At 67.8% G+C, this 26401-nt stretch carries 25 protein-coding genes and 1 rRNA gene; 11 read left to right on the top strand and 15 right to left on the bottom strand.

Annotated elements, in window-relative coordinates:
• The first annotated feature begins 4 nt into the window (after positions 1-4).
• Positions 5-120, top strand: a 5S ribosomal RNA gene (gene rrf, locus LWH48_RS16195).
• A 195-nt stretch (positions 121-315) separates the two neighbouring features.
• On the opposite strand, the gene LWH48_RS16190 is transcribed toward rrf, so the two are convergent.
• From LWH48_RS16190 to LWH48_RS16175, 4 genes are all read right to left on the bottom strand, one after another.
• A complete protein-coding gene (locus LWH48_RS16190) occupies positions 316-3162 on the bottom strand; it encodes a valine--tRNA ligase (protein WP_232913369.1) in 2847 nt (948 codons plus the stop codon).
• A 102-nt stretch (positions 3163-3264) separates the two neighbouring features.
• Positions 3265-3711 carry a DNA polymerase III subunit chi gene (locus LWH48_RS16185; protein WP_161429895.1) on the bottom strand — a complete coding sequence of 149 codons (447 nt, stop codon included), beginning with the start codon at positions 3709-3711 and terminating at the stop codon, positions 3265-3267.
• 3 nt (positions 3712-3714) lie between these two features.
• The gene (locus LWH48_RS16180) at positions 3715-4815 is read right to left on the bottom strand and encodes a branched-chain amino acid aminotransferase (RefSeq protein WP_232913368.1); all 1101 of its coding nucleotides are present in this window, start codon (positions 4813-4815) and stop codon (positions 3715-3717) included.
• A gap of 144 nt (positions 4816-4959) precedes the next feature.
• Complete coding sequence (locus LWH48_RS16175; protein WP_232913367.1) at positions 4960-6480, bottom strand: leucyl aminopeptidase; 1521 nt, start codon at positions 6478-6480, stop codon at positions 4960-4962.
• A 136-nt stretch (positions 6481-6616) separates the two neighbouring features.
• Between LWH48_RS16175 and lptF the strand changes: the two genes are divergently transcribed.
• The 5 genes from lptF to bfr all read left to right on the top strand — a co-directional run bounded on the left by lptF (position 6617) and on the right by bfr (position 10135).
• Positions 6617-7699 (top strand): LPS export ABC transporter permease LptF, encoded by a 1083-nt coding sequence (gene lptF, locus LWH48_RS16170; RefSeq protein WP_232913366.1) that lies wholly within the window; start codon positions 6617-6619, stop codon positions 7697-7699.
• Entirely contained in the window at positions 7696-8760 is a 1065-nt protein-coding gene (gene lptG, locus LWH48_RS16165) for an LPS export ABC transporter permease LptG (protein WP_232913365.1), read from the top strand. Before lptF ends, lptG begins: the two co-directional genes overlap by 4 nt.
• A 14-nt stretch (positions 8761-8774) precedes the next feature.
• Positions 8775-9251 (top strand): RDD family protein, encoded by a 477-nt coding sequence (locus LWH48_RS16160; RefSeq protein WP_232913364.1) that lies wholly within the window; start codon positions 8775-8777, stop codon positions 9249-9251.
• A gap of 100 nt (positions 9252-9351) precedes the next feature.
• Positions 9352-9558, top strand: coding sequence for a (2Fe-2S)-binding protein (locus tag LWH48_RS16155; RefSeq protein ID WP_213312236.1), 207 nt, complete (start codon positions 9352-9354; stop codon positions 9556-9558).
• Between the two features lie 94 nt (positions 9559-9652).
• Entirely contained in the window at positions 9653-10135 is a 483-nt protein-coding gene (bfr, locus tag LWH48_RS16150) for a bacterioferritin (protein WP_232913363.1), read from the top strand.
• Positions 10136-10215: 80 nt separating this feature from the next.
• Here the strand turns inward: bfr and LWH48_RS16145 are convergent, their stop codons facing one another.
• The 4 genes from LWH48_RS16145 to LWH48_RS16130 all read right to left on the bottom strand — a co-directional run bounded on the left by LWH48_RS16145 (position 10216) and on the right by LWH48_RS16130 (position 13415).
• The gene (locus LWH48_RS16145) at positions 10216-10440 is read right to left on the bottom strand and encodes a DUF1653 domain-containing protein (RefSeq protein ID WP_232913362.1); all 225 of its coding nucleotides are present in this window, start codon (positions 10438-10440) and stop codon (positions 10216-10218) included.
• An 83-nt stretch (positions 10441-10523) separates the two neighbouring features.
• Entirely contained in the window at positions 10524-11363 is an 840-nt protein-coding gene (tcdA, locus tag LWH48_RS16140; RefSeq protein ID WP_232913361.1) for a tRNA cyclic N6-threonylcarbamoyladenosine(37) synthase TcdA, read from the bottom strand.
• Positions 11364-11367: 4 nt separating this feature from the next.
• Positions 11368-12174: a pseudouridine synthase gene (locus LWH48_RS16135; protein WP_232913360.1), complete on the bottom strand. Its 807-nt coding sequence runs from the start codon at positions 12172-12174 to the stop codon at positions 11368-11370.
• A 71-nt stretch (positions 12175-12245) separates the two neighbouring features.
• Positions 12246-13415 (bottom strand): cation diffusion facilitator family transporter, encoded by a 1170-nt coding sequence (locus tag LWH48_RS16130; protein WP_232913359.1) that lies wholly within the window; start codon positions 13413-13415, stop codon positions 12246-12248.
• 261 nt (positions 13416-13676) lie between these two features.
• Here LWH48_RS16130 and aceK point away from each other — a divergent pair, with 261 nt between their 5' ends.
• The 4 genes from aceK (at position 13677) to LWH48_RS16110 (ending at position 17583) form a co-directional block, all read left to right on the top strand.
• Positions 13677-15422 (top strand): bifunctional isocitrate dehydrogenase kinase/phosphatase, encoded by a 1746-nt coding sequence (aceK, locus tag LWH48_RS16125; protein ID WP_232913358.1) that lies wholly within the window; start codon positions 13677-13679, stop codon positions 15420-15422.
• Positions 15423-15502: 80 nt separating this feature from the next.
• Positions 15503-15922 carry an STAS/SEC14 domain-containing protein gene (locus LWH48_RS16120; protein WP_232913357.1) on the top strand — a complete coding sequence of 140 codons (420 nt, stop codon included), beginning with the start codon at positions 15503-15505 and terminating at the stop codon, positions 15920-15922.
• A 74-nt stretch (positions 15923-15996) separates the two neighbouring features.
• Positions 15997-16731 carry an SIR2 family NAD-dependent protein deacylase gene (locus LWH48_RS16115; RefSeq protein WP_232913356.1) on the top strand — a complete coding sequence of 245 codons (735 nt, stop codon included), beginning with the start codon at positions 15997-15999 and terminating at the stop codon, positions 16729-16731.
• Between the two features lie 66 nt (positions 16732-16797).
• On the top strand, positions 16798-17583 hold the full coding sequence (locus LWH48_RS16110; protein ID WP_232913355.1) for a tRNA-uridine aminocarboxypropyltransferase: 786 nt from the start codon (positions 16798-16800) through the stop codon (positions 17581-17583).
• Here the strand turns inward: LWH48_RS16110 and LWH48_RS16105 are convergent.
• The 7 genes from LWH48_RS16105 to def all read right to left on the bottom strand — a co-directional run bounded on the left by LWH48_RS16105 (position 17580) and on the right by def (position 25083).
• On the bottom strand, positions 17580-18812 hold the full coding sequence (locus LWH48_RS16105) for a TraB/GumN family protein (RefSeq protein WP_232913354.1): 1233 nt from the start codon (positions 18810-18812) through the stop codon (positions 17580-17582). The two genes, LWH48_RS16110 and LWH48_RS16105, sit on opposite strands and share 4 nt — an antisense overlap.
• Before the next feature lie 73 nt (positions 18813-18885).
• Positions 18886-20334, bottom strand: coding sequence for a TrkH family potassium uptake protein (locus tag LWH48_RS16100; RefSeq protein WP_161429912.1), 1449 nt, complete (start codon positions 20332-20334; stop codon positions 18886-18888).
• Between the two features lie 13 nt (positions 20335-20347).
• A complete protein-coding gene (gene trkA / locus LWH48_RS16095) occupies positions 20348-21721 on the bottom strand; it encodes a Trk system potassium transporter TrkA (protein ID WP_161429913.1) in 1374 nt (457 codons plus the stop codon).
• Positions 21722-21824: 103 nt separating this feature from the next.
• Entirely contained in the window at positions 21825-22031 is a 207-nt protein-coding gene (locus LWH48_RS16090; RefSeq protein WP_161429914.1) for a dodecin, read from the bottom strand.
• A 69-nt stretch (positions 22032-22100) separates the two neighbouring features.
• Positions 22101-23462, bottom strand: coding sequence for a 16S rRNA (cytosine(967)-C(5))-methyltransferase RsmB (rsmB, locus tag LWH48_RS16085; protein WP_232913353.1), 1362 nt, complete (start codon positions 23460-23462; stop codon positions 22101-22103).
• On the bottom strand, positions 23459-24463 hold the full coding sequence (gene fmt / locus LWH48_RS16080; RefSeq protein WP_232913352.1) for a methionyl-tRNA formyltransferase: 1005 nt from the start codon (positions 24461-24463) through the stop codon (positions 23459-23461). The genes rsmB and fmt overlap by 4 nt, the downstream gene beginning before the upstream one ends.
• A 107-nt stretch (positions 24464-24570) precedes the next feature.
• Positions 24571-25083: a peptide deformylase gene (def, locus tag LWH48_RS16075; RefSeq protein WP_161429917.1), complete on the bottom strand. Its 513-nt coding sequence runs from the start codon at positions 25081-25083 to the stop codon at positions 24571-24573.
• Positions 25084-25310: 227 nt separating this feature from the next.
• Here def and LWH48_RS16070 point away from each other — a divergent pair, with 227 nt between their 5' ends.
• Positions 25311-26339 (top strand): LysM peptidoglycan-binding domain-containing protein, encoded by a 1029-nt coding sequence (locus LWH48_RS16070; RefSeq protein ID WP_442908324.1) that lies wholly within the window; start codon positions 25311-25313, stop codon positions 26337-26339.
• Positions 26340-26401 lie beyond the last annotated feature (62 nt).

Raw genomic sequence — 26401 nt, 5'->3', positions numbered from 1 at the left:
TTCGCCTGACGACCATAGCGAGCGTGAACCACCTGATCCCATGCCGAACTCAGCAGTGAAACCGCTCAGCGCCGATGGTAGTGTGGGGTCTCCCCATGTGAGAGTAGGTCATCGTCAGGCACTTATTAAGAAAAGCCCCGAGCATCGTGAGATGGTCGGGGCTTTTTGCATGTATTGAACAAAGCCCCGTGCTCCTTTGTGAGTTCGGGGCTTTTTGCGCTCGGGGCATTGCTTGGCTGGCTCCACCGCACGGTCGGCAGGCAGTAAAAAGCCCGGCCATCGGCCGGGCTCGGGTCAGACGGGCGCTGGGCCGGCTCAGAGGGCGGCGATCTTGTCGCGCTGCTCCGCCAGCAAGCGCCGGGAGGCCTGGAAATCGTTGAGCTTGCCGCGCTCCTTCTCCACCACCGAGGCGGGCGCCTTGGCCACGAAGCCTTCGTTAGAAAGCTTCTTCTCGATGCCGCCGATCAGCTTGTCCTGCTTCTCGATCTCCTTGTCGAGGCGGGCCAGTTCTGCCTCCTTGTCGATCAGGTCGGCCATGGGCACCAGCACCTCCATCTCGCCGACCAGCTGGGTGGCCGAGAGCGGCGCCTGCTGCGGGTCATCCAGCCACTCGACGCTCTCCAGCTTGGCCAGCTTGGCCAGGAACAGGCGATTGGCTTCCAGACGCTCGCGATCGGCACTGCCGCCCTTGGTGAGCAGCACGTCGAGGGGCTTGCCCGGGGCGATGTTCATCTCGGCGCGGATATTGCGTACCGCCACGATCACCCCCTTGAGCCACTCGATATCCCGGGTGGCGCCCTCATCGAGCAGCGCCTCGTCGGCGGTCGGCCAGGGCTGGGCCATGATGGAGTCGCCCGCGCCCTGGAAGGTACCGGCCAGCGGTGCCACGCGCTGCCAGATCTCCTCGGAGATGTAGGGCATCATCGGGTGGGCCAGGCGCAGGATGGCTTCCAGCACGCGGACCAGGGTCCGCCGGGTACCGCGCTTGGCTTCGAGGCTGGCGTTGTCGTCCCAGAGTACCGGCTTGGAGAGCTCGAGGTACCAGTCGCAGTACTCGTTCCAGACGAACTCGTAGAGCGCCTGGGAGGCGTGATCGAAACGGAACTCCTCCATGGCCCTGGTCACCTGGGCTGCGGTCTGCTGCAGGCGCGAGAGGATCCAGCGGTCGGCCAGGGACAGCTCGACCGCCTCACCAGCCAGGCCGGTATCCTCGCCCTCGGCGTTCATCAGCACATAGCGCGAGGCGTTCCACAGCTTGTTGCAGAAGTTGCGGTAGCCATCCAGGCGGCCCATGTCGAACTTGATATCGCGTCCGGTGGTGGCCTGGGAGAGGAAGGTGAACCGCAGCGCATCGGTACCGTGGGGCTCGATGCCCTCCGGAAACTCGCTGCGCGTGGCCTTGGCGATGGCCTTGGCCTTCTGGGGCTGCATCATGTTGCCGGTGCGCTTCTCCACCAGCGTGTCCAGCTCGATACCATCGATCAGGTCGATGGGGTCGAGGACGTTGCCCTTGGACTTGGACATCTTCTGACCCTGACCGTCACGTACCAGGCCGTGCACATAGACCTGCTTGAAGGGCACCTCGCCGGTGAACTTCAGGGTCAGCATGATCATCCGCGCGACCCAGAAGAAGATGATGTCGAAGCCGGTGACCAGCACGCTGGAAGGGTGGAAGGTCTTGAGTTCCTCGGTCTGTTCCGGCCAGCCCAGGGTCCCGAAGGTCCACAGCCCCGAACTGAACCAGGTGTCCAGCACGTCCTCGTCCTGATTCAGCTCGAGGTCGGCAGGCAGTCCGTGCTTCTCGCGGGCCTCCTGCTCGCTGCGGGCCACATAGACGTTGCCCTCGGCGTCGTACCAGGCGGGAATACGATGCCCCCACCACAGCTGGCGGGAGATGCACCAGTCCTGCAGGTCGCGCATCCAGGCGAAGTACATGTTCTCGTAGTTCTTGGGGACGAACTGGATATCGCCCTTCTCCACGGCCTCGATGGCGGGCCTGGCAAGGCTCTCCACGGCGACGAACCACTGATCGGTGAGCAGCGGCTCGATGACATCGCCACTGCGATCGCCATAGGGGAGGGTGTTGTTCACCGTCTCAACCTGCTCGAGCAGGCCAGCGGCCTCCATGTCGGCGACGATGCGTGCGCGAGCCTCGAAGCGGTCGAGGCCGGCGTAGGCCTCCGGCAGGCTCGTGTCGATCTCGGCCAGCGGACGGCCCTGGATATCGAAGGCCTCGGCGCGCGTGAGGATCGATGCGTCCTGGGTGAAGACGTTGATCAGCGGCAAGCCCTGGCGACGTCCGACCTCGTAGTCGTTGAAGTCGTGGGCCGGGGTGATCTTCACGCAGCCGGAGCCCTTCTCCATGTCGGCATGTTCATCCGCCACGATGGGGATCCGGCGCCCCACCAGGGGCAGTTCCACGAACTTGCCGACCAGTGAGGCGTAGCGCGGATCCTCGGGGTTCACCGCTACGCCGGTATCGCCCAGCAGGGTCTCGGGGCGGGTGGTGGCGACGATGAGGTAGTCCTTGCCGTCGTCTGTGGTGGCGCCGTCGGCCAGCGGGTAGCGGAAGTGCCAGAAGCTGCCCTGCTGGTCGCGGTTCTCGACCTCCAGGTCGGAGATGGCGGTGTGCAGGGTCGGGTCCCAGTTGACCAGCCGCTTGCCGCGGTAGATCAGGTCCTCCTCGAAGAGGCGCACGAAGACCTCCTGGACCGCCCGATAGAAGCCGTCGTCCATGGTGAAGCGTTCGCGGCTCCAGTCGACGCTGGCCCCCATGCGACGCAGCTGGCGGGTGATATGCCCGCCGGACTCCTGCTTCCACTCCCACACCTTGTCGATGAAGGCCTCGCGGCCGAGGTCGTGGCGGCTCTTGCCCTCTTCCGCGGCGACCTTGCGCTCCACCAGCATCTGGGTGGCGATGCCGGCGTGGTCGGTGCCCACCTGCCACAGGGTGTTGCGCCCCTGCATCCGCCGCCAGCGGATCAGGGTGTCCATGATGGTGTCCTGGAAGGCGTGACCCATGTGCAGGCTGCCGGTGACGTTGGGCGGCGGGATCATGATGGAGTAGGGCTCGCCCTCGCCTGCGGGGGCGAAGCGGCCATCGGCCTCCCAGCGCTGGTACCAGCGGGATTCGATCTGCGCGGGTTGGTAGGTCTTGTCCATGGGCGTTCCGGGTCCAGAAATGATCACCGCCGGCCAGATGGCCGGACGGCAGGAATGGCGACGAAAAATGGGCTTGATTATAGCCCGGCGGGGTGGCTGGCGTCAGCCTGGCTGGCCGCGCAGCTGATGCGCCTTGACCGGATAGCCGCGCTTCCGGTAGGTCTGCCAGCACTCGCGTTTGGCGGTCAATACCGCCTGGTGCTGGTTGATGATCTCGGCGACACGCTCGAAGCGCGAGAACCACTCGGGGATGCCCGGCGAGAGGTTGAGCAGGGCCTGCACCGCACGCTCGGGAGGCGGCGGCTCAGCCCAGCCGATGGTGACCGGCACTCGGTCGGCGAGGTCGTCGCCGGCCAGGGCGTGGGGCACATATGCATCGGCCCGGAAGGTCCACAGTGCCGCGTCGAGCTCCCTGGCCATGGCCTCGTCCTCGGCGTGCAGGTGCAGCCGATAGCCCTTGCGCTGGATGGTCTCGGCCAGCCGGCAGGCGAAGTCGAGACGCGCCTCCAGGGTGGTATCGGGAAGGACGTAGAAGTCTATCTGGGTCACGCCTTACACCAGCTGCGTCAGCCAGCCGTGGGTGTCTTCCGCACGGCCATACTGAAGGTCGAGCAGCTTGGCGCGCAGACGCTTGGCGATGGGGTTGCCGTTGTCGCCGGCCAGGCGGATGCGTTCCTGTTCGCTGACCAGCTCACCCACCGGGGTGATCACCGCGGCGGTACCGCAGGCGAAGACCTCGGTGATCTCGCCGCTGGCCGCGCCCTCGCGCCATTCGTCGATGCTGATGGGGCGCTCCTCGGGCGTCAGCCCCTCGTCCCGGGCCAGGGTCAGCACCGAGTCGCGGGTCACCCCCTCGAGGATGGTGTCGGTGAGGCGCGGGGTGGCGATGCGCCCGTCCTTGAACACGAAGAACAGGTTCATGCCGCCGAGTTCCTCGATCCACTTGTTCTCGGCGGCATCCAGGAAGGCGACCTGGCCACAGCCATTGGCGCTGGCCTCCTTCTGGGCCGCCAGGGAGGCGGCGTAGTTGCCGCCGCACTTGGCGAAGCCGGTGCCGCCCGGGGCGGCCCGCTTGTAGTGTTCCGAGAGCCAGATCGAGACCGGCTCGATGCCACCCTTGAAGTAGGCCGCCGCCGGCGAGGCGATCACGTAGTAGTCGACCTCCTGGGCCGGGCGCACACCGAGGAACTTCTCGCTGGCGATCATGAAGGGGCGCAGGTAGAGGCTGCACTCGTCGGCCTCGCTCTTCGGCGTCGGTACCCAGGCGTGGTCCTGGGCCAGCAGCGCCTTGATCGAGCCGATGAAGTCCTCGTCGGAGAGTTCGGGCAGGGCCAGCCGGCGGGCGCTGCGACGGAAGCGCTCGGCATTCTTCTCGGGACGGAAGGTCCAGATGGAGCCATCGGCGTGGCGGTAGGCCTTGATGCCCTCGAAGATCTCCTGAGCGTAGTGCAGCACGGCGGCGGCGGGGTCCAGGGTCAGCGGGCCATAGGGACGTACCTCGTGGCCGTGCCAGCCGGCGTCCAGGGTCCAGCGTACGTGGGCCATGTGGTCGGTGAAGTACTGGCCGAAGCCGGGGCTGGCGAGGATGTCCTCACGGATCGAGTCGGCCGTGGGGGTGGAGTTGGGCAGGAGTTCGAAGCTGGCATTCGACACGGCAAGGGGTCTCCGCTACGCCCGGGGCGTGCCAGCCCCGGGGTGATACTGGAAGCTCGGGCCGGTGAGAGCCGGCCCGGGTCGTGGATTCATCGTCAGTCCCACATGAGAAAGGCGACGCGGAAAAAACGCAAGAGCGAGGCGCTATTCCGCCTCGGTTTCCACCACGGCGTCGGCTTCGCGGTCCAGCAGGTACTGGGTCAGCAGGCCCACGGGGCGGCCGCTGGCGCCCTTCTCCTTGCCGGAGCTCCAGGCGGTGCCGGCGATGTCCAGATGTGCCCAGGGGAACTTGTCGGCGAAGCGCGAGAGGAAGCAGGCGGCGGTGATGGTGCCCGCCGGCTTGCCACCGATATTGGCCAGGTCGGCGAAGTTGGAGTCGAGCTGTTGCTGGTACTCGTCCCACAGCGGCAGGTGCCAGGCGCGATCCCAGGCCGCCTCGCCGGCATCGAGCAGGTCGAGTGCCAGGTCGTCGTCGTTGGCGAGCAGGCCAGTGGCGTGATGGCCCAGGGCGATGATGCAGGCGCCAGTCAGGGTCGCGATATCCACCACGCTGGCCGGCTCGAAGCGCTCGGCGTAGGTCAGGGCATCGCACAGCACCAGGCGGCCCTCGGCGTCGGTATTGAGCACCTCTACCGACAGGCCTTTCAGCGTCCTGATGATATCGCCGGGCTTGGTGGCGCGACCGTCAGGCATGTTCTCGGCGGCGGCCACGATGGCCACCAGGTTGACCTTCGGTCGGATGCCGAGCACCGCCTCGACGGTGCCGAATACGCTGGCCGCGCCGCACATGTCGAACTTCATCTCGTCCATGGCCTCGCCGGGCTTGAGCGAGATGCCGCCGGTATCGAAGGTGATGCCCTTTCCCACCAGCACGTGAGGCGCCTCGTCGGGGTTGTCGGCGCCCTGGTACGTCATGACGATCAGCCGCGAGGGCTGCTCGCTGCCGCGGCCCACCGACAGCAGGCTATGGGCGCCCAGCGCCTCCAGGGCCTCCTCGTCGAGGATCTCCACCGCCAGTGCGCCGCCGGAGGCTTCACCCAGCGCCTCGGCCCGCTCGGCCAGGTAGCTCGGGGTGCAGACGTTGCCCGGCAGGTTGCCCAGGGTGCGGGCGGCGTTGATGCCCTGGCCTACGGCGTCGCCGATGCGTGCGCCCTCCCGGGCTGCTGCGGCGTCGCCGTCGTCGTTGACCAGCAGGGTCACCGAGGCCAGTCGCGACGCGGGCGCCTTCTCGGACTTGAACTCCTCGAAGCGGTAGAGGGCGCGATGGGCGGCCTCGGCGACCATGCGTGCCTTCCAGTCGGCACCGCGATCCGCCAGGGGCACCTCGGTAAAGGCCACTGCCGCTTCGTCTACCGGGAGGCACGCCAGGGCGGTGAAGGCGGCGTCCAGCGCCTTGCGGAAAGCCGTCTCCTGGCATGCCTCACGCTTGCCCAGTCCGACCAGCAGCAGGCGTTCGGTGGAGAGGCCCGGTGCGAAGGGGACCAGCTGCACGTTGCCCAGCCTGGCGTCGAAGTCGCCGCGCTCGAGCAGCTGGCCCATTAGTCGTTCGCTGGCGTCGTCAAGGCGCGAGGCGGTGGGCAGCAGCGCCTCCTCCTTGAACACCGGGATGACGATACAGGCGCTCTCGACCTTGGCGGGGTTACCCGTCCTGACTGGGAATTCCATGGCGTCTCCACAAGACAAGCGTTGGGGTTACTGGCAATTGGGGTTACAAGCGTAGAGGGATTCTGGATAATGCCGGCACGTTGCCGTGTCGCTCCAGTGTACCCAAGGCATGGCCCCATTGCATGGCAGACGCCGCATGATCATCTTCCGCTATCTGACCCGCGAGATCCTGCTGACCATGGCCGCCGTTGCCGGTGTGCTGTTGCTGGTGATCATGGGCAGTCGCTTCATTCGCTACTTCAGCAACGCCGCCGAAGGCGAGATACCCGCCGACATCCTCGGCACCCTGATGCTGCTGCATCTACCGGGGTTCCTGGAGCTGATCCTGCCGCTGGCGTTCTTCCTGGGTATCCTGCTCGCCTATGGCCAGCTCTACCTCAACAGCGAGATCACCGTGCTGGTAGCCTGCGGTACCAGCCCCAATCGACTGCTCCAGGTAAGCCTGGTGCCGGCCGTCCTGGTGTCTGTGCTGGTGGGGCTGTGCAGCCTGTGGCTGACCCCGGCCGGGGCACTCCAGACCGAGACGTTGCTCGAGGATCAGCGCAGCCGGGTCGACTTCTCCACCCTGGGGCCCGGGCGTTTTCAGGAGTTCGGCAGTGGGCGTACCGCCTATACCGAAGGCTTCAGCGAGGATGGTGCCGAGATGCGTGGTGTTTTCATCAGCGAGCGGCAGCGGCGCAGCGACGGCACCCCGGAGAGCGTTGTGACCCGCGCCGAGGCCGGCCACCAGGCGGTGGACGACGATACCGGCAGCCGCTTCCTGGTGTTGACCGACGGCGAACGCTACAGCGTCGAGCCGGGCAGGCATCAGGCCGAGCGGCTCGAGTTCGAGACCTATGCGGTGCGCCTGTCGCGGGCCGAGTCGCTGCGCGAGCTCGACTCTCCCGAGCTCACTCCCACCCGCGAGCTGTTCGGTGACGAGTCGCCCGAGGCGCGTGCCCAGCTGCAGTGGCGGCTGGGCATGCCGCTGATGGTGTTCATCCTGACCCTGCTGGCGATGCCGCTGTCGCGAGTCAATCCGCGCCAGGGGCGCTTTGCCAAGCTGCTGCCGGCGATCTTCCTGCATGTGGCCTACCTGAGCCTGCTGCTGGCGGCGCTGGACGCCATCGGTCGCGGCAACCTGCCGGCCGCAGTGGGCATGTGGCCGATCCATGGCGCCTTCCTGGCGCTGGGGTTATGGATGATGGTGCGCGCCCAGCGCAAGGGGATGAGCGGATGATTGCCGATCGCTTCGACCGCTACCTGGCGCGGAACGTACTGGGTGCCATCATCGTCGTCCAGGTGGTGCTGCTGGGCCTCGACCTGGTGATCACCTACATCAACGACCTGGGCGATGTGGAGGGTGACTACGGCGCTTTCCAGGTGCTTCTCTACCTGCTGATGCGCCTGCCCTGGCGGCTCTATCAGTACGCGCCGGTGGCGGTGCTGATCGGCGCGCTGATCGGCCTGGGCAGCATGGCCTCCAGCAACGAGCTCACCGTGATGCGCGCCGCCGGGCGCTCCCTGGCGCGGATCCTGTGGGGCGCCATGAAGCCGATCATCCTGGTGGTGGTCGTGGTGCTGTTCATCGCCGAGTACGTCTCCCCGCGTACCGAGCAGTTTGCCAGTGCCTGGCGCGTCGAGAAGATCCAGGGGGCCGGGGCCCTGGTTACCGAGCGCGGGGGATGGCAGCGCGAGGGCGACAGCTTCTATCGCTTTGGTGCCATCCGTGCCGACGACACCGTGCTCGACCTCACTCGCTACCGCTTCGAGGGCCAGCGCCTGGCCGAGGCGCTGAGCGCCGCGCGGGCTATCTGGCGAGGGGGGCATTGGGTGCTGGAGGACGTCTCGGTAACGCGGTTCTCCGAGCAGGGCACCGAGGCGCAACACCTCGCGACCCGGGAGTGGGATACCCAGCTGACGCCGGAGCAGCTCTCGCGGCTGCTGCGCGACGTCGAAAGCCAGTCGCCGAGCGAGCTGTGGGCCTACGCTCGCTATCTGCGCGACCAGGGCCAGCAGGCCACCCAGCCGCTGCTCTACTTCTGGCAGAAGATGCTGTTGCCGCTGACCATGGGCTCGCTGGTACTGGTGGCCGCCTCCTTCGTGTTCGGCCCGCTGCGCAGCGTGGCCGCCGGCACCCGGGTATTCTACGGCGTGGTCACCGGCCTGGCATTCAAGTACCTGCAGGACCTGCTGGCACCGGCCTCCACGGTCTTCGGCTTCTCGCCCGCCTGGGCGGTGCTGGCGCCCACCCTGATCTGCGCCGCGGTAGGAATCCTCCTGCTGCGCCGCAGCGGCTGAGACAAGGAGAGCCCATGCCCCGCCGCTTCCCCAACCTCGATGATGTCTGGCCCGCCGGCCTCGGCCGCCGGCTGGGCGCCATGCTCTACGATGCCTTTCTGGTGGTCGCGATCTGGCTGCTGATGGCCGGCCTGCACCTGCTGGCCGTGCGCCACCTGGTCGGCCTGCCGGCCGAGCAGGTCGGGGTGGGCTTCCTGCAGGTTGCCTCCCTGCGGCTGATCATGCTGGTGTCGGCCTTCGCCTTCTTTGCCTTCTTCTGGTGCCGTGGCGGCATGACGCTGGGGATGCAGGCTTGGCGGCTGCGGGTGCAGACCCGGGATGGCTACGCCATCTCCCTGCGCCAGGCCATGGTGCGCTACCTGGTGGCCTGGCTCTCGGTGGCCGCGCTGGGACTCGGCTACCTGTGGGTGCTGTTCGATGCCGAGCGGCGCAGCTGGCCCGATATTGCCTCGGGCACCCGGGTCGTGGTGCTGCCCAAGCCGGCCAGATAGTCCGGGAATTGATCGGGATCAGACATTGGTCGAGTCCCGGTTGCAACAACTTATGCGAATCATTTACATTTGTTCTCGCTATCCAACGCGAGGTGTTCGCATGTACGTCTGCATCTGCAAGGGAGTCTCCGATCGCCGTATCCGTCAGGTCGTCGAGGAGGGCGCGCGCAGCTGGCGCGAGGTCCAGGCCGAGACCGGCTGTGGCACCCAGTGCGGCAAGTGTGCCTGCGTGGGCAAGAGCCTGACCCGCGAGGCGGTGAAGGAGGAGCTGCTGCTCTCGGGCGCGGAGCTCGCCTACGCCGTATAACGGCATCGGCGAATATTCTCGCGTCGGGGTTTGGCAATCGTCATCCCGGCATGCCAAGCTTGGGTGGACTCCCCACATCATGAGAGGCAGATCCATGAAAGGCGACAGCAAGGTCATCGAGTATCTCAACCGCGCCCTGGGCAACGAGCTGGTGGCCATCAACCAGTACTTCCTGCATGCCAAGATGTACAAGGACTGGGGCCTGCAGAAGCTGGCCAAGTGGGAGTACGACGAGTCCATCGAGGAGATGCAGCACGCCGACAAGCTGATCGAGCGTATCCTCTTCCTCGAGGGCATCCCCAACCTGCAGGACCTCGGCAAGCTGCATATCGGCGAGAACGTGCGCGAGATGCTCGAGAGCGACCTCAAGATCGAGCATGAGGGGCGCAACGACTACATCGAAGCCATCGGCTACTGCGAGCAGGTGAAGGACTATGTGACCCGCGACCTGTTCCGCGACCTGCTGGCCGACGAGGAAGGTCATATCGACCATATCGAGACCGAGCTCGGCCTGATCGACAAGGTCGGCATCGAGAACTACCTGCTCAAGCAGATGCAGGAGGCCGGCGACGAGTGACCCTCCCCGCCCTTCCGCTCCCGACACCGGCGCCCATCGTGGCGCCGGTGGTCGTTCTGGCCCTAGCCCGCGAGCCCGCCTCAGAAGGCCTTCTCCAGGTCGAAGCGCGGCACCGGCTCGCCCTGCACCTCCACCAGCTCGGTGAACATCGCCAGCGGTCGCACCCAGAGGCCATATTCGCCGTAGAGGGCGCGATAGACCACCAGCGGCTCCTCGCTCTCGCTGTGATGGGCCACGCCGAGCACCTCGTAGCGGTTGCCCTTGTAGTGGCAGTAGATTCCGGGAACCGGTAGCGGGCGGGTCATGGCACTCTCCTGAAGAAGAAGGGAATCCTGATCGAGACGGGAAACCCCGGGGTTGACGGCATGCTGGTGCACGGGCGGGATCATCAAGGGGAAGTCTGCTCGCTGGCGGCCTGCCTGGCCAGCCGGGCCAGGGTTCGCGAGGCGGCCACGAAGCCGAAGCTGCCGGTAACGAAGGTGGCGGCGCCGAAGCCGGAGGCGCAGTCCAGGCGGGTGGCCTCGCCGCTGCCCGGCTTCTGGAAGCACACCTCGCCGTCGCTGCCCGGGTAGACCAGCTGCTCGTCGGAATAGACGCACTCCACCGCGAAGCGCCGTTTCGGATTGCGCGAGAAGCCGAAGTCGCGGCGCAGCCGCGAGCGCACCTTGGCCAGCAGCGGGTCGTGCTCGGTGCGCGTCAGGTCTGCCACCCGGATACGGGTGGGGTCGGTCTGGCCGCCCGCCGCGCCGGTCACCGTGATCGGCAGCTTGCGCCGCTTGCACCAGGCGATCAGCGCCGCCTTGGCGACCACGCTGTCGATGGCGTCGATCACGTGGTCGGCGTCCTCGGGAATGCGCTCGGCCAGATTGGTGGGCGTGACGAAGGCGGCGTCGGCCATCACCTCGATTCCCGGCTGGATCGCCCGACAACGCTCTGCCAGCACCTCCACCTTGGGGCGCCCCACGCTGCCGTCCAGGGCGTGGAGCTGACGGTTGACGTTGGAGACGCAGACATCGTCCAGGTCGATCAGCGTCAGCCTGCCGATGCCGGAGCGCGCCAGGGCCTCCACGGCCCAACTGCCTACGCCTCCCACGCCGACGACCACCACATGGGCAGTACGAAAGCGTGCGAAGGCGCGTGCGCCGTAGAGACGGCGAATGCCGCCGAAGCGCAGCGCGTGGTCGTCCTCGGCAAAGGCGGCGGGGGAGGCGGTAATGGGATCGCTCATGGTCTCATGGGGTCGTGAGTGGGTCAGTGGGTGGCGTCGCGACGGCGGGCCAGGGGTTATCGCCAGGGGCGATCAGCTGCACGCCGTCCCCCGGCAGGTGGCCGACCCAGCCGAAGCGTTCGAGCAGCGCGGTCATGGCGCCATCCGGGGCGCACTCGACTCGCAGCCGCTGGCCCGAGGCCGGGTGATCGAAGGCCACACCCACCGCGGCCAGCAGCAGCCGGGGGGTGCCCAGATGCTCGGCGAAGAAACGGTTGTGGTTGCCCTTGCCGTGCTTGGCGTCGCCGATGATCGGATAGCCGCGCCGGGAGAGGTGGCGGCGGATCTGGTGGCGCCGTCCGGTCAGGGGGCAGGCCTCCATCAGCGAATAGCGGCTCCGGGGGTAGCGGTCCACCTGCACCGGCAGCTCCACGCTGTCGAGGCGGCGGATATCGGTGACGGCCTCCATGGCCGGCATCTCCGCCTTGGGACGGCTGCCATCCTCCTCGCGCAGCGCATAGTCGAGGCGTTCAGTCGCGGGCCCGATACCGCGCACTACCGCCAGGTAGCGCTTGGCCACCTCGCGCCCGGCGAAGGCCTCGCCCAGGGATGCCGCGATCTCGGGCGACAGGGCGAACACCATGGCCCCCGACGTGGGGCGGTCGAGGCGGTGGGCCGGATAGACCCGCTGGCCCAGCCGGTCGCGCAGGCGCTGCAGCAGGAACTCGCGCTCGCCCCGGGCCAGGGCGGTGCGATGCACCAGCAGCCCGGCGGGCTTGTGCACGACCACCAGGTGCTCGTCGCGATAGAGAATGCGCAGCTCGTCCGCCATGGCCGGGTCCGGTTCAGGAAGGGCGGCCATTGTCGCCCTCAGTCGCGGCGATGTCATCCCCGGCGCGGGGCTCAGCCGGTGGTCGGCAGGTAGGGGGTGCCGGACAGGCGGCGCACCTCGACGTGGGAGAGCCAGTCGATGTCGTCGGCGCGCATTTCCAGCTCCCTCGCCACCGCCTGGCTCTCCCGTGGACACGCCTCGTCCAGGCAGATGACCACGGTGACCCTGTCCTCCAGATAGTGCAGCTCCATCTCGCGGATCTCCGACCAGACCGCAAGCGAGGCCCAGCGCCTGGCCAGCGCAGTCTCCACCTCGGGGCGCAGCGGCAGCCCCGGGAAGCGGCTGGGGTCGCCCTCGCCGGCGTCGTCCTCGGGATCGATATGGAAGGTCAGGTCGGTGAGGGCGGGGAAGCCGTTGCGTAGTCGGCGACTCACCTCGTTGCCGATCTCGTGGCCCTCGGAGACGCTGATCCGTGGCGGCACCACCACGTGCAGGTCGAGCATGGTGCGTCCCGCCGACTGGCGGGTGCGCAGGTCGTGGATACCGTGCACCCCGGGCACGCTCATGGCCATCCGGCGCATCTCCTCCTGGGTGGCCACGGGCAGGGCGGTATCCACCAGCTCGCGGCCCGACTCCCACAGCAGGTCCCAGCCGACCTTGCCGACCAGCAGGCCGACGATCACCGCCGCCACGGTATCGATCCAGGCGGCACCGAACTGGCTGCCGATCAGGGCCACCATCACCACCCCGGTGGAGAGCACGTCGCTGCGGTGGTGCCAGGCGTTGGCCTCGAGCATCTTCGAGCCGATGCGTCGCGCCACCCGGCGGGTGATATGGAACAGCCACTCCTTGGCGAGCAGCGCCAGGGCGGTGAGCAGAATCGCCCAGAGTCCGGGGGGCGGGATCTCGGCGGTGGAGAACAGCCGTTCCACGCTCGACCAGGCGATGGCACCGGCGACGAAGATCAGCACACTGCCCAGGAACAGCGTGGCCAGGGTCTCGATTCGTCCATGGCCGTAGTGGTGGTCGTGGTCGGGGCCCTGGTGGCCATAGTGGGAGGCGGCGAGCACGAAGCCGTCGGTCACCAGGTCGGAGAAGGAGTGCACGCCATCCGCCACCAGCGCGGCCGAGCCGACAATCCAGCCCACGATGATCTTGGCCACGCCCAGCACGCAGTTCACCGCGACCGACAGGAGGGTGACACGAAAGGTGGCCTGATGTTTCTCGGGATTGGTCTGCATGGTCGATCCTGGGACGCTTCCCTGGAGGAGCCGCATCTGCGGCAGCGCTCAAATGGTACCGAATAGGTCCTGATTTGCGCAAGGCGCCGGCTGCCAGGGCCATCGCAGATGGCGGCACCGTTCAAGGCTTCCCCGGTGCCTTTCGCTATCGAAGCATAGCTAACTGTGATTGGCCTGGGGTGGCTGCCACCATGGTCGGCTCGTCGTGGTCGCGAGTCCTGTCCATGCTGTAGGCTCGCCCGATGCCCCCCGGAGCCGATCATGCCACTCTCGCCCAGCTACCGACTCGCCGCCACCATTCTGCATGGTTTCGACGAATACCGTTCGCGCTTCAAGGCGATCACCGCGGATGCCAGCCGGCGTTTCGCCGAGGCGGCATGGCGTGAGGCGCAGCAGGCGTCGGCGGAGCGCATCAACCTCTACGAGGAGAAGGTCCAGGCGACCCTGCACCGACTGCGTCGCAGCTTCGCGGATGATGTTCTCACCGACTTCGAGTGCTGGCGCGAGGCACGCACCCACTACGCCGAGCTGATCAACCAGCGGCTCGACTACGAGCTGGCCGAGACCTACTTCAACTCGATGTTCTGCTCGCTCTTCCACCATCGCCATATCCGCAACGACTGGATGTTCGTCTACAGCTCCCGCGAGCAGGCGGCCCACCATTCCGGCCTGACCCTATGTCGGCACCGCCGGGTAGCGGGCGACTGGGTGGCCGGGCTGCGTTGGGCGCTGGGCGAGGCGCGCTTCGTGACGCCCTTCATCGACCTGGAGCGGGATGCCGGACAAGGGGGAGAGGCCCTCCGGCGGCTGTTGCCGGAGGCCGTTCGCGATGATCCCGAGGCCGAGATCGAGCTGATCAAGAGTGTCTTCTATCGCAACAAGGGCGCCTACCTGGTCGGCCGGGTGCGGGGTGGTGGCCAGCAGGTGCCACTGGTGCTGCCGGTGCTCCACGAGGAGGGCAAGGGGCTCTACCTGGATACGGTGCTGATCGAGCCCGACGAGGTGTCGATCATCTTCTCCTTCACCCGCGCCTACTTCCAGGTCAAGGTCGTGGTGCCCAGCGAGTTCGTGCACTACCTCCAGGGGCTGATGCCCGACAAGCCCCAGGGTGAACTGTATGCCGCCATCGGCTTCTTCAAGCACGGCAAGACCGAGTTCTTCCGGGCCCTCAACCGCCAGGTGGCGCGGCGCGAGGACAGGTTCATCATCGCCCCGGGGGTGCGCGGCATGGTCATGGCGGTGTTCGTGCTGCCTTCGTTCCGCACGGTGTTCAAGATCATCAAGGATCGCTTCGACCCCGGCAAGGCGATGAGTCGGGATAACGTCCGTGACAAGTACCGCCTGGTGAAGCGCCACGACCGGGTGGGGCGCATGGCCGATACCCAGGAGTTCTCCAACTTCATCGCCCGCCAGGACCACTTCGATCCCGACTGCCTGGCGCATCTGCTGGAGGTGGCACCTTCCACCGCCTATCTGCGCGGCGACAAGGTGATCATCAAGCACTGCTACACCGAGCGCATGATGACCCCGCTCAACCTCTATCTCGCACAGTGTGACGAGGAGGAGACTCGGGCGGTGCTCAAGGACTATGGCAACGCCATCAAGCAGATGGCCGCCGCCAACATCTTTCCCGGCGACATGCTGCTCAAGAACTTCGGGGTGACCCGCCATGGTCGGGTGGTGTTCTACGACTACGACGAGGTCTGCTACCTCACCGAGTGCAATTTCCGGCATATCCCCGAGCCGCTCTACCCTGAGCAGGAGCTGGCCGACGAGCCCTGGTACTCGGTGGGGCCCAACGATATCTTCCCCGAGGAGTTCGGCCCCTTCCTGTTTGCCGATATTCGCCTGCGCAAGCTCTTCTACCAGCTCCACCCCGAGCTGTTCGATGCCGACTACTGGAAGGGGTTGCAGCAGGCGATCCTCGATGGCCGGGTCATCGACGTCTACCCCTACCGCAACAAGCAGCGCTTCAGTGGCGACGAGGATAACGGCCTGATCCACTAGCCGAAGCGCGGCACGCTATGCTGAAGGCGAGTGAAGTCCCTGATGACTGCATGCAGGGCTCTCGACCCAAGGAGAACATCATGTTGGACCTGATTACCCATTCGGCGGGGCATGTCGTGGCGATGAAGGCGGGTGGCATGGTGACCGGACAGGAGCTACAGCGTGCCATCGATGCCATCGAGGCCGCCAAGCGAAGCCACCCCCTGGTCAGCCTGGTGATCATCATCGATGACCTGCGCTGGATGACCCTCGGCGCGCTGCTCAAGGATGTCGGTTACGGCCTGACCCAACTCGGCGACCTGGAGCGCTATCACCGTGCCGCCGTGGTCACCGACCAGGCGTGGCTCAAGCACGTTGCCCATCTGGAGGAGCGCCTCTTCAGGGCGGTGGAGATCCAGACCTTTGCCAGGCGCGACCATGTTGCCGCTATGGCCTGGGCCGCCGAACTCCCCAGAGGCGCCCACGAGAGTCCGGAAGAGGACGGCTATCACGGGGCCTGAGCCGGCTCGCTGCTGGCCGGTCCGAACAACAGGTGATAGCTTCGTTCGAGGCAGTCAGTGGCAAGAGGTGACGCATGGCGGAGCAGCGAGTGCCGCATCTGGTGGTGTTGAGCGGGGCGGGCATCAGCGCCGAGAGCGGTATCCAGACCTTCCGTGCGACGGATGGCCTGTGGGCCGACCATCCCGTCGAGGAGGTCGCTACCCCCGGCGCCTGGCGGCGTGACCCGGCGCGGGTGCTGGCGTTCTACAACGCGCGTCGCGACCAGGTTCGTCGGGCGCGCCCCAACGCCGCGCACAAGGCCCTGGCGGCGCTGGAGGAGCAGGGCTTTCGGGTTAGCATCATCACCCAGAATATCGACGACCTGCATGAGCGGGCCGGTTCCCGCCATGTGCTTCATCTGCACGGTGAGATCCTCAAGGCGCGCTCCTCGGTGGACCGCCGCATGCACTATCCACTGCCCCGCGGCGGCATCGAACTGGGTGACATCTGTGACAAGGGCAGCCAGCTGCGCCCCGATGTAGTGTGGTTCGGCGAGGAGGTGCCCCACTTCGGGGAGGCCTGCGAGATCGTCGCCGATGCCGATCTGGTGCTGGTGGTGGGCACCTCGCTGGCCGTGATGCCGGCGGCCTCCCTGCTGCAGCACGCCCCCTTCGAGGCACCCTGCCTGCTGGTCGACCCCGAGGCCGAGGCGCTGGCGCCTCCCGGCGTTACCCGACTCAGCCAGCCCGCCGGCAAGGGGGTGCCGGCGCTGGTGCGCCACTGGCGACGCGAGGGGCGGCTCTGGGTCCCGGAGACACTATTGGGCTGAGGCGGGGCAGGGCGTGAGTCGCATGCTAGAATGCGCCCCCGCTTTTGCCCCCGGACACAGGCCACCATGCAGGACGATTCCTTCCACGACCCCGAGCCCCGTCAGCGGCGCGACCTTGCAACCGGCTCTTCGCGTGACCCCGGGACCGGTCATCCACGGCCACCGCGCCGCGAGTTCAAGGCCCGCGGCAGTTTCGTCGAACGCTGTCCGGGCTGCAACCTGCCGCAACTCAACTGCCTCTGTCCCTATGCGGTTGGCGCCGAGAGCGAGGCGCGGGTGTGGCTGCTGACCCACTCCATGGAACACCTCAAGCCCACCAATACCGGGCGGCTGATCCGGGACGTGCTGCCCGATACCGAGGTCTTCACCTGGTACCGCACCGCGCCCGACGAGCGCCTGCTGACGCTGCTGGAGGATGAGCGCTTCGCGCCCTTCGTGGTCTTTCCCGATGACCAGCCCGACTACGCCGAGCGTGTGGTGGGCATCGACGCCGTGGCCGAGGCGAAGGCGGCGGGTCGCATTCCGGTCTACCTGCTGCTCGACGGTACCTGGCGCCAGGCACGGCGCATCTTCCGCAAGAGCCCCTATCTGGATGCCCTGCCGGTGCTGCCCCTGCGCACCGAGCGGTTGACCCGCTACCGGCTGCGCAAGCCGGCCTCCAGCGCCCACCTGTGCACCGCCGAGGTGGCCGCCGAACTGCTGCGCCAGGGCGGCGACGAGGATGCCGCCCAGGCCCTGGACGACTACTTCGATGCCTTCAACGACAGCTACGCCGCCAGCCGGCGCTTCGAGAAGATCGAGGAGCCGACGGCGGCGATGCAACGCCTGCTGGCGCGGAAGCAGAGAGGCTAGGCGGTGCCGAAGAGAGTCCCGGCGATGCGGAAGCCGGCGATCCAGGTGCCGGCGGCGGAGCCCAGGGTGGCCGTCAGGAACACCAGCAGGGTGCGAGACACCCGGTTGCGCCACCACCCCTTGAGGTGGGTGACGTCGTGGCGCAGGGTGGAGAAGTCGCGCACCTTGGGCTTGCGCAGGTAGAGCTCCACCCCGGCGGCCACGAAGCCGGCGCCGATGGTGGGGTTGAGCGAGGTGAGCGGCGCGGCGAAGAAGGTGGCGATGACCGTGAATGGGTGGGCCAGGGCCACCAGGGTGGCGCCCGCCGAGAGCACGCCGTTGATCAGGAACCACTCCACTACCAGCTGCCAGCCCAGGTCGGTGTTGCGCGAGAAGCCGATGGCGAAGCCGGTGAGCACCAGGGCGGTGATCAGCCAGGGCAGCGCCTTCCAGATCTTCGATGGCGGTGGCGTGGCCTCGAGGGCCTCGCGCTCCGGACGCGGGGCCTCGGGCAGCGGAGCGGCAAAGTGTTCGGCCATGCCTTTCATATGGCCGGCGCCGATCACCACCAGCACGTTCCGGTAGCGCCCGGGCGGCGCCTCCTCGGCCAGGCGCAGCACCATGTAGCGGTCGCGCTCGCTGATCAGCGGGGTGTAGAGACTCTCCGACTCGGCAGCGAACTCGCTGAAGGTGGACTCCAGCACGTCGCCCTCCTTGAGCCGCTCGATCTCCTCGGCGGAGACCTCCTGGCGTGACAGTACGCTGCCCAGCAGTCCCGAGAACAGCGAGAAACGCTGCCACCAGGGGACATTGTGGTAGATACGCTTGAGGGTGATCCCCACGTCGCGGTCGATCAGCAGCAGCGGCAGCTTCGCTTGCCGAGACTCCTCCAGGGCGGCGCGCATCTCGGCGCCGGGCTCGATGCCGGACTGCTCCGCCAGGCGCTGCTGGAAGGCGCCCAGCGCCAGGCTGGCCGCCACCATCCCGGCCTTGCCCTGGCGGAAGATCTGGAACAGGTCCTGCTCCCCCAGGGCGTCGGGGTTGGTGAGGCTATGGTGGCGGGAGTCGCACAGCTCGATGGCCACGGCGTCGAACTCGCCGGAGCGGATCAGCCGGCGCACGTCCTCGGCGCTCTCGGCGGAGACGTGGGCGGTGCCGAGCAGGGTGTAGCGGGTCTCGCCGACCTGCAGGACCCGCTGCGGGCCGCTGGTGGCGTCATCCGGGCGGGTCGGGGCCTGGGTCTCGGTCATGGAGGCTCGCTTCGAGGGAGTGAAGCGTCGATTATCCACGAACGTCAGCGCTCGGCCAAACCCGGGGGAGGTGTCAGCGCCGCCAGAAGGCCGGGGTGAACAGCACCAGTACGGTGAAGATCTCCAGGCGGCCCAGCAGCATGGCCATCACCAGGATCCACTTGGCCAGGTCGGGCAGGTCGCCGTAGTGGGCGGAGGCCTCGCCCAGCGCCGGGCCCAGGTTGTTGAGCGCCGAGCCTACCGTCGACCAGGCGGTGACCTGGTCGACCCCGGTGGCCATCACCCCCACCAGCATCAGGAAGAACAGCATCACGTAGGCGGAGAAGAAGCCCCACACCGCCTGGGCGATGCCGTCCGGCACGCTGACCTTGCCGATCTTCACCGTGATCACCGCGCTGGGATGGATCAGGCGCATCACCTCGCGCATGCCCTGCTTGAGGATCAGGATGATGCGGATCACCTTCATGCCGCCGCCGGTGGAGCCGGAGCAGCCGCCCACGAAGGCGGCCATGAACAGCAGGAAGGGCAGGGCGCCGGGCCACAGCGAGAAGTCGGCCACGGCGAAGCCGGCGGTGGTGGCCACCGAGACCACCTCGAACAGGGCATGGCGCAGCCCCAGCTGGGTCTCGTAGGTGCCGGTCAGCCACAGCGAGATCGCGGTGATGGTGGTCAGCCCGGCCAGGAACAGCAGCAGGAAGCGCGCCTCGGGGTCCTCGAAGTAGTGCAGCACGCTGCGCTGGCGCCAGGCGGTGAAGTGCAGGCTGAAGCTGACCGCGGAGACCAGCAGGAAGAACACGCAGATCAGCTCGATGGCGGCGCTGTCGAAGTGGCCGATGCTGGCGTCGTAGGTGGAGAAGCCGCCGATTGCCACGGTGGAGAAGCTGTGGCCCAGGGCGTCGAACCAGTCCATGCCGGCGGCCATGTAGGCGAGCATGCAGGCGATGGTCAGCGAGGCGTAGATGTACCACAGCGCCTTGGCGGTCTCGGTGATGCGCGGGGTGAGCTTGGAGTCCTTGAGCGGCCCCGGGATCTCGGTGCGGTAGAGGGCCATGCCGCCGACGCCCAGCGTCGGCAGGATGGCCACGGCCAGCACCACGATCCCCATGCCGCCGAGCCACTGCAACTGCTGTCGGTAGTAGAGGATCGACTCGGGCAGGTGCTCGATGCCGGTGATCACCGTGGCGCCGGTGGTGGTCAGCCCCGAGAAGGACTCGAACACCGCATCGGTCAGGGAGAGCGGCGTCACGTCGGTGAGCATCAGCGGCAGCGAGCCGAACAGCGCCAGCACGCTCCAGAACAGCGCGGCGATCAGGAAGCCGTCCCGGGTGCGCAGCTCCTTGCGGGCGCGGCGGTTGGGCAGGAACATCGCCAGGCCGGTCAGTACGGTGATGCCGATGGCCACGGCGAAGGCGTCCCACTGGCCGTCGGCGAACAGCAACGAGATCAGGATCGGCGGCATCATGGTCAGGCTGAAGAGCATCAGCAGCAGCCCCAGGATGCGCAGGATCATGCGCAGGCTCATCGATGACTCCCCGTCAGAAGAAGGTCAGCCCGACCTGGAACAGCCGCTCCACGTCGCGGATGCGGCGCTTGTCGATCACGAACAGGATGACGTGGTCGCCGGACTCCACCACCACGTCGTCATGGGCGATCATCACCTCCTTGCCGCGCACGATGGCGCCGATGGTGGTGCCCCGGGGGAGGTCGATCTCGCCGATGGCGCGCCCCACCACCTTGGAGGACTGGGTGTCGCCGTGGGCGATCGCCTCGATGGCCTCGGCGGCACCGCGACGCAAGGAGTGCACGTTGACGATGTCGCCTCGGCGCACGTGGGTAAGCAGGCTGCCGATGGTGGCCTGCTGCGGCGAGATGGCGATGTCGATCTCGCCGCCCTGCACCAGGTCGACGTAGGCGGCGTTGTTGATCAGCGTCAGCACCTTCTTGGCTCCCATGCGCTTGGCCAGCATCGACGACATGATATTGACCTCGTCGTCGTTGGTCAGGGCGCAGAAGATGTCGCACTCCTCGATGTTCTCCTCCTCCAGCAGCCGCTTGCTGGTGGCGCTGCCATGCAGCACCACGGTGCGGTCGAGGCGCTCGGAGAGCACCGTGCAGCGCTCCAGGCTGTGCTCGATGATCTTCACCTGGTGGCTGTGCTCGAGGTGCTCGGCGAGGCGCTCGCCGATGTTGCCGCCGCCGGCGATCATCACCCGGCGGAAGTCGCGATCGAGGCGCCGAAGCTCGCTCATCACCGCGCGGATATCGCGACGGGCGGCGATGAAGAACACCTCGTCGTCGGCCTCGATGACGGTGTCGCCGCGCGGGATGATGGGCCGGTTGCGGCGGTAGATGGCCGCCACACGGGTATCCACGCTGGGCATGTGGCGGCGCAGGAAGGCCAGGTCCTGGCCCACCAGAGGGCCGCCGTAGATCGCCTTGACCGCCACCAGCTGCACCAGGCCGCCGGCGAACTCCAGCACCTGCAGGGCGCCGGGGTGCTCGATCAGGCGGCGGATATGGTCGGTGACCACCTGCTCGGGGCTGATCAGCACGTCGATGGGCACCGCCTCGTGGGCGAACAGGCCGCGGCGGGTGAGGTAGGCGGTGGCGCGCACCCGGGCGATCTTGGTGGGGGTGCGGAAGAGGGTATGGGCGACCTGGCAGGCGATCATGTTGACCTCGTCCTGGCTGGTCACCGCGATCAGCATGTCGGCGTCCTCGCAGCCCGCCTGGCGCAGCACCATGGGGTAGGAGCCGGGCCCCACCACGGTGCGGATGTCGAGCTTGGTATGCAGCTCGCGCAGCTTGTTGCCGTCGGTGTCGACGACGGTGATGTCGTTCTCCTCGCGGGCCAGGTGTTCGGCCAGGGTGCCGCCGACCTGGCCGGCGCCGAGAATGATGATCTTCATCGCGTGGGGGTTCCGCTGGGTCGAGGGGCGGCGCCTGCTGGTGCGCCGCAGCACGTGACGGCTAGCCTAAACCAGCCGCCACGGGAAGGACAGGCCGCGAGAGTCAGTCCAGGGTGAAACCGACCTTGATCGTGACTTGCCAATGCAATACCCGGCCATGCTCGACATGGCCGCGGGTGTCGATGACCTCGAACCAGCGCATGCCGTGCAGGCTATCACTGGCCTTGGTGATGGCGCTCTCGATGGCCTGCTGGATGCCCTCCTCGGAGGAGCCGGTGAGTTCGATATGCTTGTAGACGTGGTTGCTCATGATGCCTCCGGCGTGTGTGGATAAGCGGTCATGCGGTGCAGCCTGGCGGGACGGCGGCCCCTTCCCGCGTCAGGCGTTGGCCTTCCTGAGTCTGGCATAGAAGAAGCCGTCTTGGCTGTCGACCTCCGGCAGCAACTGGCGCCCGGCACCGGCGGGGCGCCCCCAGGCCACGTCTGGCGGGGTGGTCGCCTCGGCATCCGGGGTGCGCGCCAGGAAGGCGGCGATCTGCTCGCTGTTCTCCTGGGGGAGCACCGAGCAGGTGGCGTACAGCAGGGTGCCGCCCGGACGCAGCAGCGGCCAGAGGTTGTCGAGCAGGCGTGCCTGCAGCGCGGCCAGCGCCTTGATATCCGAGGGGCGGCGCAGGCGCTTGATGTCCGGGTGGCGACGGATCACGCCGCTGCCCGAGCAGGGGGCGTCGAGCAGGATCGCCTCGAAGGGGGTGCCGTCCCACCAGTCGCGGGCGGTGGCGTCGCCATGGGCCAGGCGCGCCCCGAGGCCCAGGCGCTCCAGGGCGCCCTCGACCCGGGCCAGGCGCTCGGCGTCGCTGTCCACCGCATGCATCTCGATGTCGAACACCTCCAGCAGGTGGGCAGTCTTGCCCCCTGGGGCGCAGCAGGCATCGAGCACCCGTGCGCCGGGGCGGGGCGCCAGCGCCGGGCCGAGCAGCACCGTGGCGAGCTGGGCGGCCTCGTCCTGGACGCTGACGTGGCCGGCGTCGAAGCCCGGCAGGTCGTGCACGTCGCAGGGTGTCTCCAGGGTGATGCCGTCCGGGGCGTGGGCGCACAGGCGCGCCTCCAGGCCGGCGGCGGCGAGGCGGTCGAGGTAGGCCTCGCGATCGCCATGGCGACGATTGACCCGCAGCGTCATGGGGCCGGGAACATTGTTGGCCTCGGCCACGGCGCGCCAGTCGTCGGGCCAGGCCTGGCGCAGCGCCTTGAGCAGCCATGTCGGGTGCAGCAGGGCAACGGCGGGGTCGCGGTCCACCTCCGCCTGCAGGGCGGCGGACTCACGCTGCAGGCGGCGCAGGCAGCCGTTGAGTACCCGGGTGGCCCACTCCTTGCCGAGCAGGCGGGCGGCCCCGGCGGTCTCGCCCACCGCGGCGTGGGCGGGCACCCGCAGGTAGAGCAGCTGGTGGATGCCCAGCAGCAGCAGCGCCTGGACGTCGGCGTCGCGGGCCTTGAAGGGCTTGACCAGCAGCTTCGCGGCCAGGGCCTCGAGGCGCGGCAGGGTGCGGCAGACGCCGAAGCAGAGCGCCTTGAACAGGGCGCGGTCGCGGGCCACTACCTGGTGGTCATCGAGGCCGGTGAGGGAGCCCTTGCCGGTGATCACCGGGACCAGGGCGCGGGCGGCGGCGGCGCGCACCGCCAACCCGCCGTCGTTTTCGATGCCCCGGGAGGCGGGGCGGCGGGGCTTGCCGGGAGCGTCGCTCATGCCGGGGTCTCCTCGTCGTGGCGGCCCAGCTGCAGGCCGGCGGGGAAGCGGTCGGCCCGGGCACGCAGCAGCTCGGCGAAGGGCAATGCCTTGCCGCCGGGCAACTGGGCACGGGTCACCCGCAGTACCTCACGGCCCTCGGGGCCGCAGGCGATGCGCAGCGCATCATCGTCATGGGCAAGCAGAGTGCCCGGGGCGGCGGGGGCTTCACCCTCGCCGAGGTCGTGTGTCTCAGCCAGCAGCAGGCGCAGACGGTCGCCGTCGAACGCACACCAGGCCACCGGCCAGGGGTTGAAGGCGCGCACCCGGGCGGCAAGCTCCGCGGCGGGGCAGCGGAAGTCCAGTTCGGCCTCTGCCTTGGAGAGCTTGGCGGCGTAGGTGACGCCCTCCTCGGGCTGAGGCGTAGCCGATAGGCCCGCCTCGGCCAGGGCGTCCAGGGCCTCGACGATCGCTTCGCCGCCCAGCGTGGCCAGGGTGTCGTGGAGTTCGCCGCCGGTGGTCGAGGCGGTGATCGGCGTGGGCCGCACCAGCAGCATGTCGCCGGTGTCGAGCCCCTCGTCCATCTGCATGATGGTCACCCCACTCTCGGCGTCGCCGGCCTCGATGGCCCGCTGGATGGGCGCGGCACCACGCCAGCGCGGCAACAGCGAGGCGTGGACGTTGAGGCAGCCCAGTCGTGGCGCCTCCAGCACCGCCCCGGGCAGGATCAGGCCGTAGGCCACCACCACCATGAGGTCGGCGTCGAGGGCGGCGAGCTCCGCCTGGGTCTCGGGGTCCTTGAGGCTCTCGGGCTGGTACACCGGCAGGTCGTGCTCGAGGGCCAGCGCCTTGACCGGGCTCGGCGTCAGCTTGCGGCCACGACCGGATGGGCGGTCGGGCTGGGTATAGACGGCGATCACGCGGTGGCGGCTGGCCAGCAGCGCCGCGAGGCTCTCGGCAGCGAAGTCGGGCGTACCGGCGAAGATGACGCTGAGTGAGCGAGAGTCGTGGGGTCGGGACATGGTGGGAGCCTGGCCGTGAGTGAATGCCCCTAATGATAACGGAGCGGACCGCAAACGACGAAGGCCGACGCATGTTGCGTCGGCCTTCGCGGTGAGGCGGGACGGGGTCAGGCGTCGTGCATCAGCTTGTGGCGCTTCTGCATCTTCTTCATTACCCGGTCACGCTTGAGCGGCGAGAGGTAGTCGACGAACAGCACCCCCTCGAGGTGGTCGTGCTCGTGCTGGATGCAGTGGGCAAGCAAACCGTCGGCCTCCAGCTCGTAGGGCTGGCCGTCGCGATCCAGGGCCTTGAGGTGGACACGCAGGGCGCGCGGCACATCGGCATAGTACTCGGGGATCGACAGGCAGCCCTCCTGCATCGGCTCGCGCTCCTCGCCGATGGGCGCAACCTCGGGGTTGATCAGCACCAGGGGGCTGGTGCGGTCGTCGCTGACATCCATGACGATCACGCGGCGATGGACGTCCACCTGGGTAGCGGCCAGGCCGATGCCCCTGGCGTCGTACATGGTCTCCAGCATATCGTCGACCAGCCGGCGCACCTCGTCGTCGACGGTCTCCACCGGCGCCGCCCGGTTGCGCAGGCGCTCGTCGGGGTATTCGAGGATAGGTAATTTGGCCATGGCGTTGGTTTCACCGTTATGCTGTCATTTACACAATGACACTATTCTATGTGTGATGCGCACGGCAACGACAGGGCCGAAGTCGCAACACGTCGATAACCTCAGACTATAACACGCCGGTAGCGTTCCATGGCATCGGCCGGTGACACGCGGGGAGAGCAGGGATGAGGCAGATAAGTGACGGCAAGGTGCGGCGCGGCTGGCTGGGCCTGGTGGCGGCGCTGGGCATGGCCCTGGCTGCTGGTGTCCAGGGCCAGGGGCTGAGCTGGGAAGATGGCCTGCGTGGCGACGCCCCGGACCGTTATACCGTGGTGCGCGGCGACACCCTGTGGGATATCTCGGGGCGCTTCCTGCGCCATCCCTGGCAGTGGCCCGAGGTGTGGCAGGTCAACCCGCAGATTCGCAACCCGCACCTGATTTATCCGGGCGATGTCATCTACCTCTACGACTGCGGCGGCCGTCCCTGCCTGGGGCTGGAGCGGGGTCAGGGGCAGGTGAGGCTGTCGCCCGAGATGCGCACCATTCCGCATCGCGAGGCGATCACGCCGATCCCGCTTGAAGATATTCGCCACTTCCTGCGTGAGCACCGCATCGTCGATGACCCCGAGGCCCTCGAGGAGCTGGCCTATGTGGTGGGTGGCGATGACCGTCGGCTGATGAGCGGCGTGGGCGATCGCCTCTATGCCCGGGGCGAGGTGCCTGCGGGTGGGCGCGTGGGCTTCTATCGCGTGGGCGAGCGCTTCCTCGACCCGGCCAGCGGCGAGCTGCTGGGCCTGGAGCTGGAGAGCGTCGGCCAGGCCCGCCGCGAACGCCAGGAGGAGGACATGACGGTGCTGGAGGTGAGCTCGTCACGCCAGGAGGTACGCAACGGCGATATCGTGCTGCCCCTGGAGGATCGCGGCCTGGTGACCGAGTTCATTCCGCGTGCCCCCGAGCGTGAGGTGGAGGGCACCATCCTGTCTGTTCCCGGGGGCGTGCAGTTCATCGGCCGCCTGCAGGTGGTGGCGCTGGACCGCGGCCAGCGTGATGGGCTCGAGCCCGGCCATGTGCTGATGGTCGAGCAGCGCGGCGAGCTGGTCAGCGATCCGCGCACCGGTGAGCAGTTACGCCTGCCGGGGGAGGATGCCGGCCTGGTGATGGTCTTCAAGACCTACCAGAAGATAAGCTATGGCCTGGTCATGGAGGCCAGCCGCACCCTGGGCGTGGGAGATCGCGTGCACAACCCGCGGCGGGCGGTCAGCGCCGCCCTGCGCTGAGGCCGGCATGCCGTCGCCGGCCCTCGGTGCCCGGGAGTGGCTGGCACTCGCGGGCACCGAGG

This window comes from Halomonas sp. G15 (genome assembly GCF_021282295.1).
Taxonomy (GTDB): Bacteria; Pseudomonadota; Gammaproteobacteria; order Pseudomonadales; family Halomonadaceae; genus Halomonas; species Halomonas alimentaria.
Note: the sequence above shows the minus strand (reverse complement) of the source record. Positions and strands in the feature narration are given on the sequence as shown.

Excerpts from the sequence above, each read along its gene's own strand:
- fmt (WP_232913352.1), bottom strand. The coding sequence starts at position 24,463 with ATGTCCCGACCCCACGACTCTCGCTCACTCAGCGTCATCTTCGCCGGT.
- LWH48_RS16090 (WP_161429914.1), bottom strand. The coding sequence starts at position 22,031 with ATGAGCAACCACGTCTACAAGCATATCGAACTCACCGGCTCCTCCGAG.
- LWH48_RS16130 (WP_232913359.1), bottom strand. The coding sequence starts at position 13,415 with ATGCAGACCAATCCCGAGAAACATCAGGCCACCTTTCGTGTCACCCTC.
- LWH48_RS16190 (WP_232913369.1), bottom strand. The coding sequence starts at position 3,162 with ATGGACAAGACCTACCAACCCGCGCAGATCGAATCCCGCTGGTACCAG.
- LWH48_RS16070 (WP_442908324.1), top strand. The coding sequence starts at position 25,311 with ATGGCCCTGGCTGCTGGTGTCCAGGGCCAGGGGCTGAGCTGGGAAGAT.
- aceK (WP_232913358.1), top strand. The coding sequence starts at position 13,677 with ATGCCACTCTCGCCCAGCTACCGACTCGCCGCCACCATTCTGCATGGT.
- LWH48_RS16110 (WP_232913355.1), top strand. The coding sequence starts at position 16,798 with ATGCAGGACGATTCCTTCCACGACCCCGAGCCCCGTCAGCGGCGCGAC.
- LWH48_RS16160 (WP_232913364.1), top strand. The coding sequence starts at position 8,775 with ATGCCCCGCCGCTTCCCCAACCTCGATGATGTCTGGCCCGCCGGCCTC.
- LWH48_RS16120 (WP_232913357.1), top strand. The coding sequence starts at position 15,503 with ATGTTGGACCTGATTACCCATTCGGCGGGGCATGTCGTGGCGATGAAG.
- LWH48_RS16105 (WP_232913354.1), bottom strand. The coding sequence starts at position 18,812 with ATGACCGAGACCCAGGCCCCGACCCGCCCGGATGACGCCACCAGCGGC.
- LWH48_RS16135 (WP_232913360.1), bottom strand. The coding sequence starts at position 12,174 with ATGGCGGACGAGCTGCGCATTCTCTATCGCGACGAGCACCTGGTGGTC.
- LWH48_RS16145 (WP_232913362.1), bottom strand. The coding sequence starts at position 10,440 with ATGACCCGCCCGCTACCGGTTCCCGGAATCTACTGCCACTACAAGGGC.
- rsmB (WP_232913353.1), bottom strand. The coding sequence starts at position 23,462 with ATGAGCGACGCTCCCGGCAAGCCCCGCCGCCCCGCCTCCCGGGGCATC.
- LWH48_RS16100 (WP_161429912.1), bottom strand. The coding sequence starts at position 20,334 with ATGAGCCTGCGCATGATCCTGCGCATCCTGGGGCTGCTGCTGATGCTC.
- tcdA (WP_232913361.1), bottom strand. The coding sequence starts at position 11,363 with ATGAGCGATCCCATTACCGCCTCCCCCGCCGCCTTTGCCGAGGACGAC.
- bfr (WP_232913363.1), top strand. The coding sequence starts at position 9,653 with ATGAAAGGCGACAGCAAGGTCATCGAGTATCTCAACCGCGCCCTGGGC.
- LWH48_RS16115 (WP_232913356.1), top strand. The coding sequence starts at position 15,997 with ATGGCGGAGCAGCGAGTGCCGCATCTGGTGGTGTTGAGCGGGGCGGGC.
- trkA (WP_161429913.1), bottom strand. The coding sequence starts at position 21,721 with ATGAAGATCATCATTCTCGGCGCCGGCCAGGTCGGCGGCACCCTGGCC.
- def (WP_161429917.1), bottom strand. The coding sequence starts at position 25,083 with ATGGCCAAATTACCTATCCTCGAATACCCCGACGAGCGCCTGCGCAAC.
- LWH48_RS16175 (WP_232913367.1), bottom strand. The coding sequence starts at position 6,480 with ATGGAATTCCCAGTCAGGACGGGTAACCCCGCCAAGGTCGAGAGCGCC.
- LWH48_RS16155 (WP_213312236.1), top strand. The coding sequence starts at position 9,352 with ATGTACGTCTGCATCTGCAAGGGAGTCTCCGATCGCCGTATCCGTCAG.
- lptF (WP_232913366.1), top strand. The coding sequence starts at position 6,617 with ATGATCATCTTCCGCTATCTGACCCGCGAGATCCTGCTGACCATGGCC.
- lptG (WP_232913365.1), top strand. The coding sequence starts at position 7,696 with ATGATTGCCGATCGCTTCGACCGCTACCTGGCGCGGAACGTACTGGGT.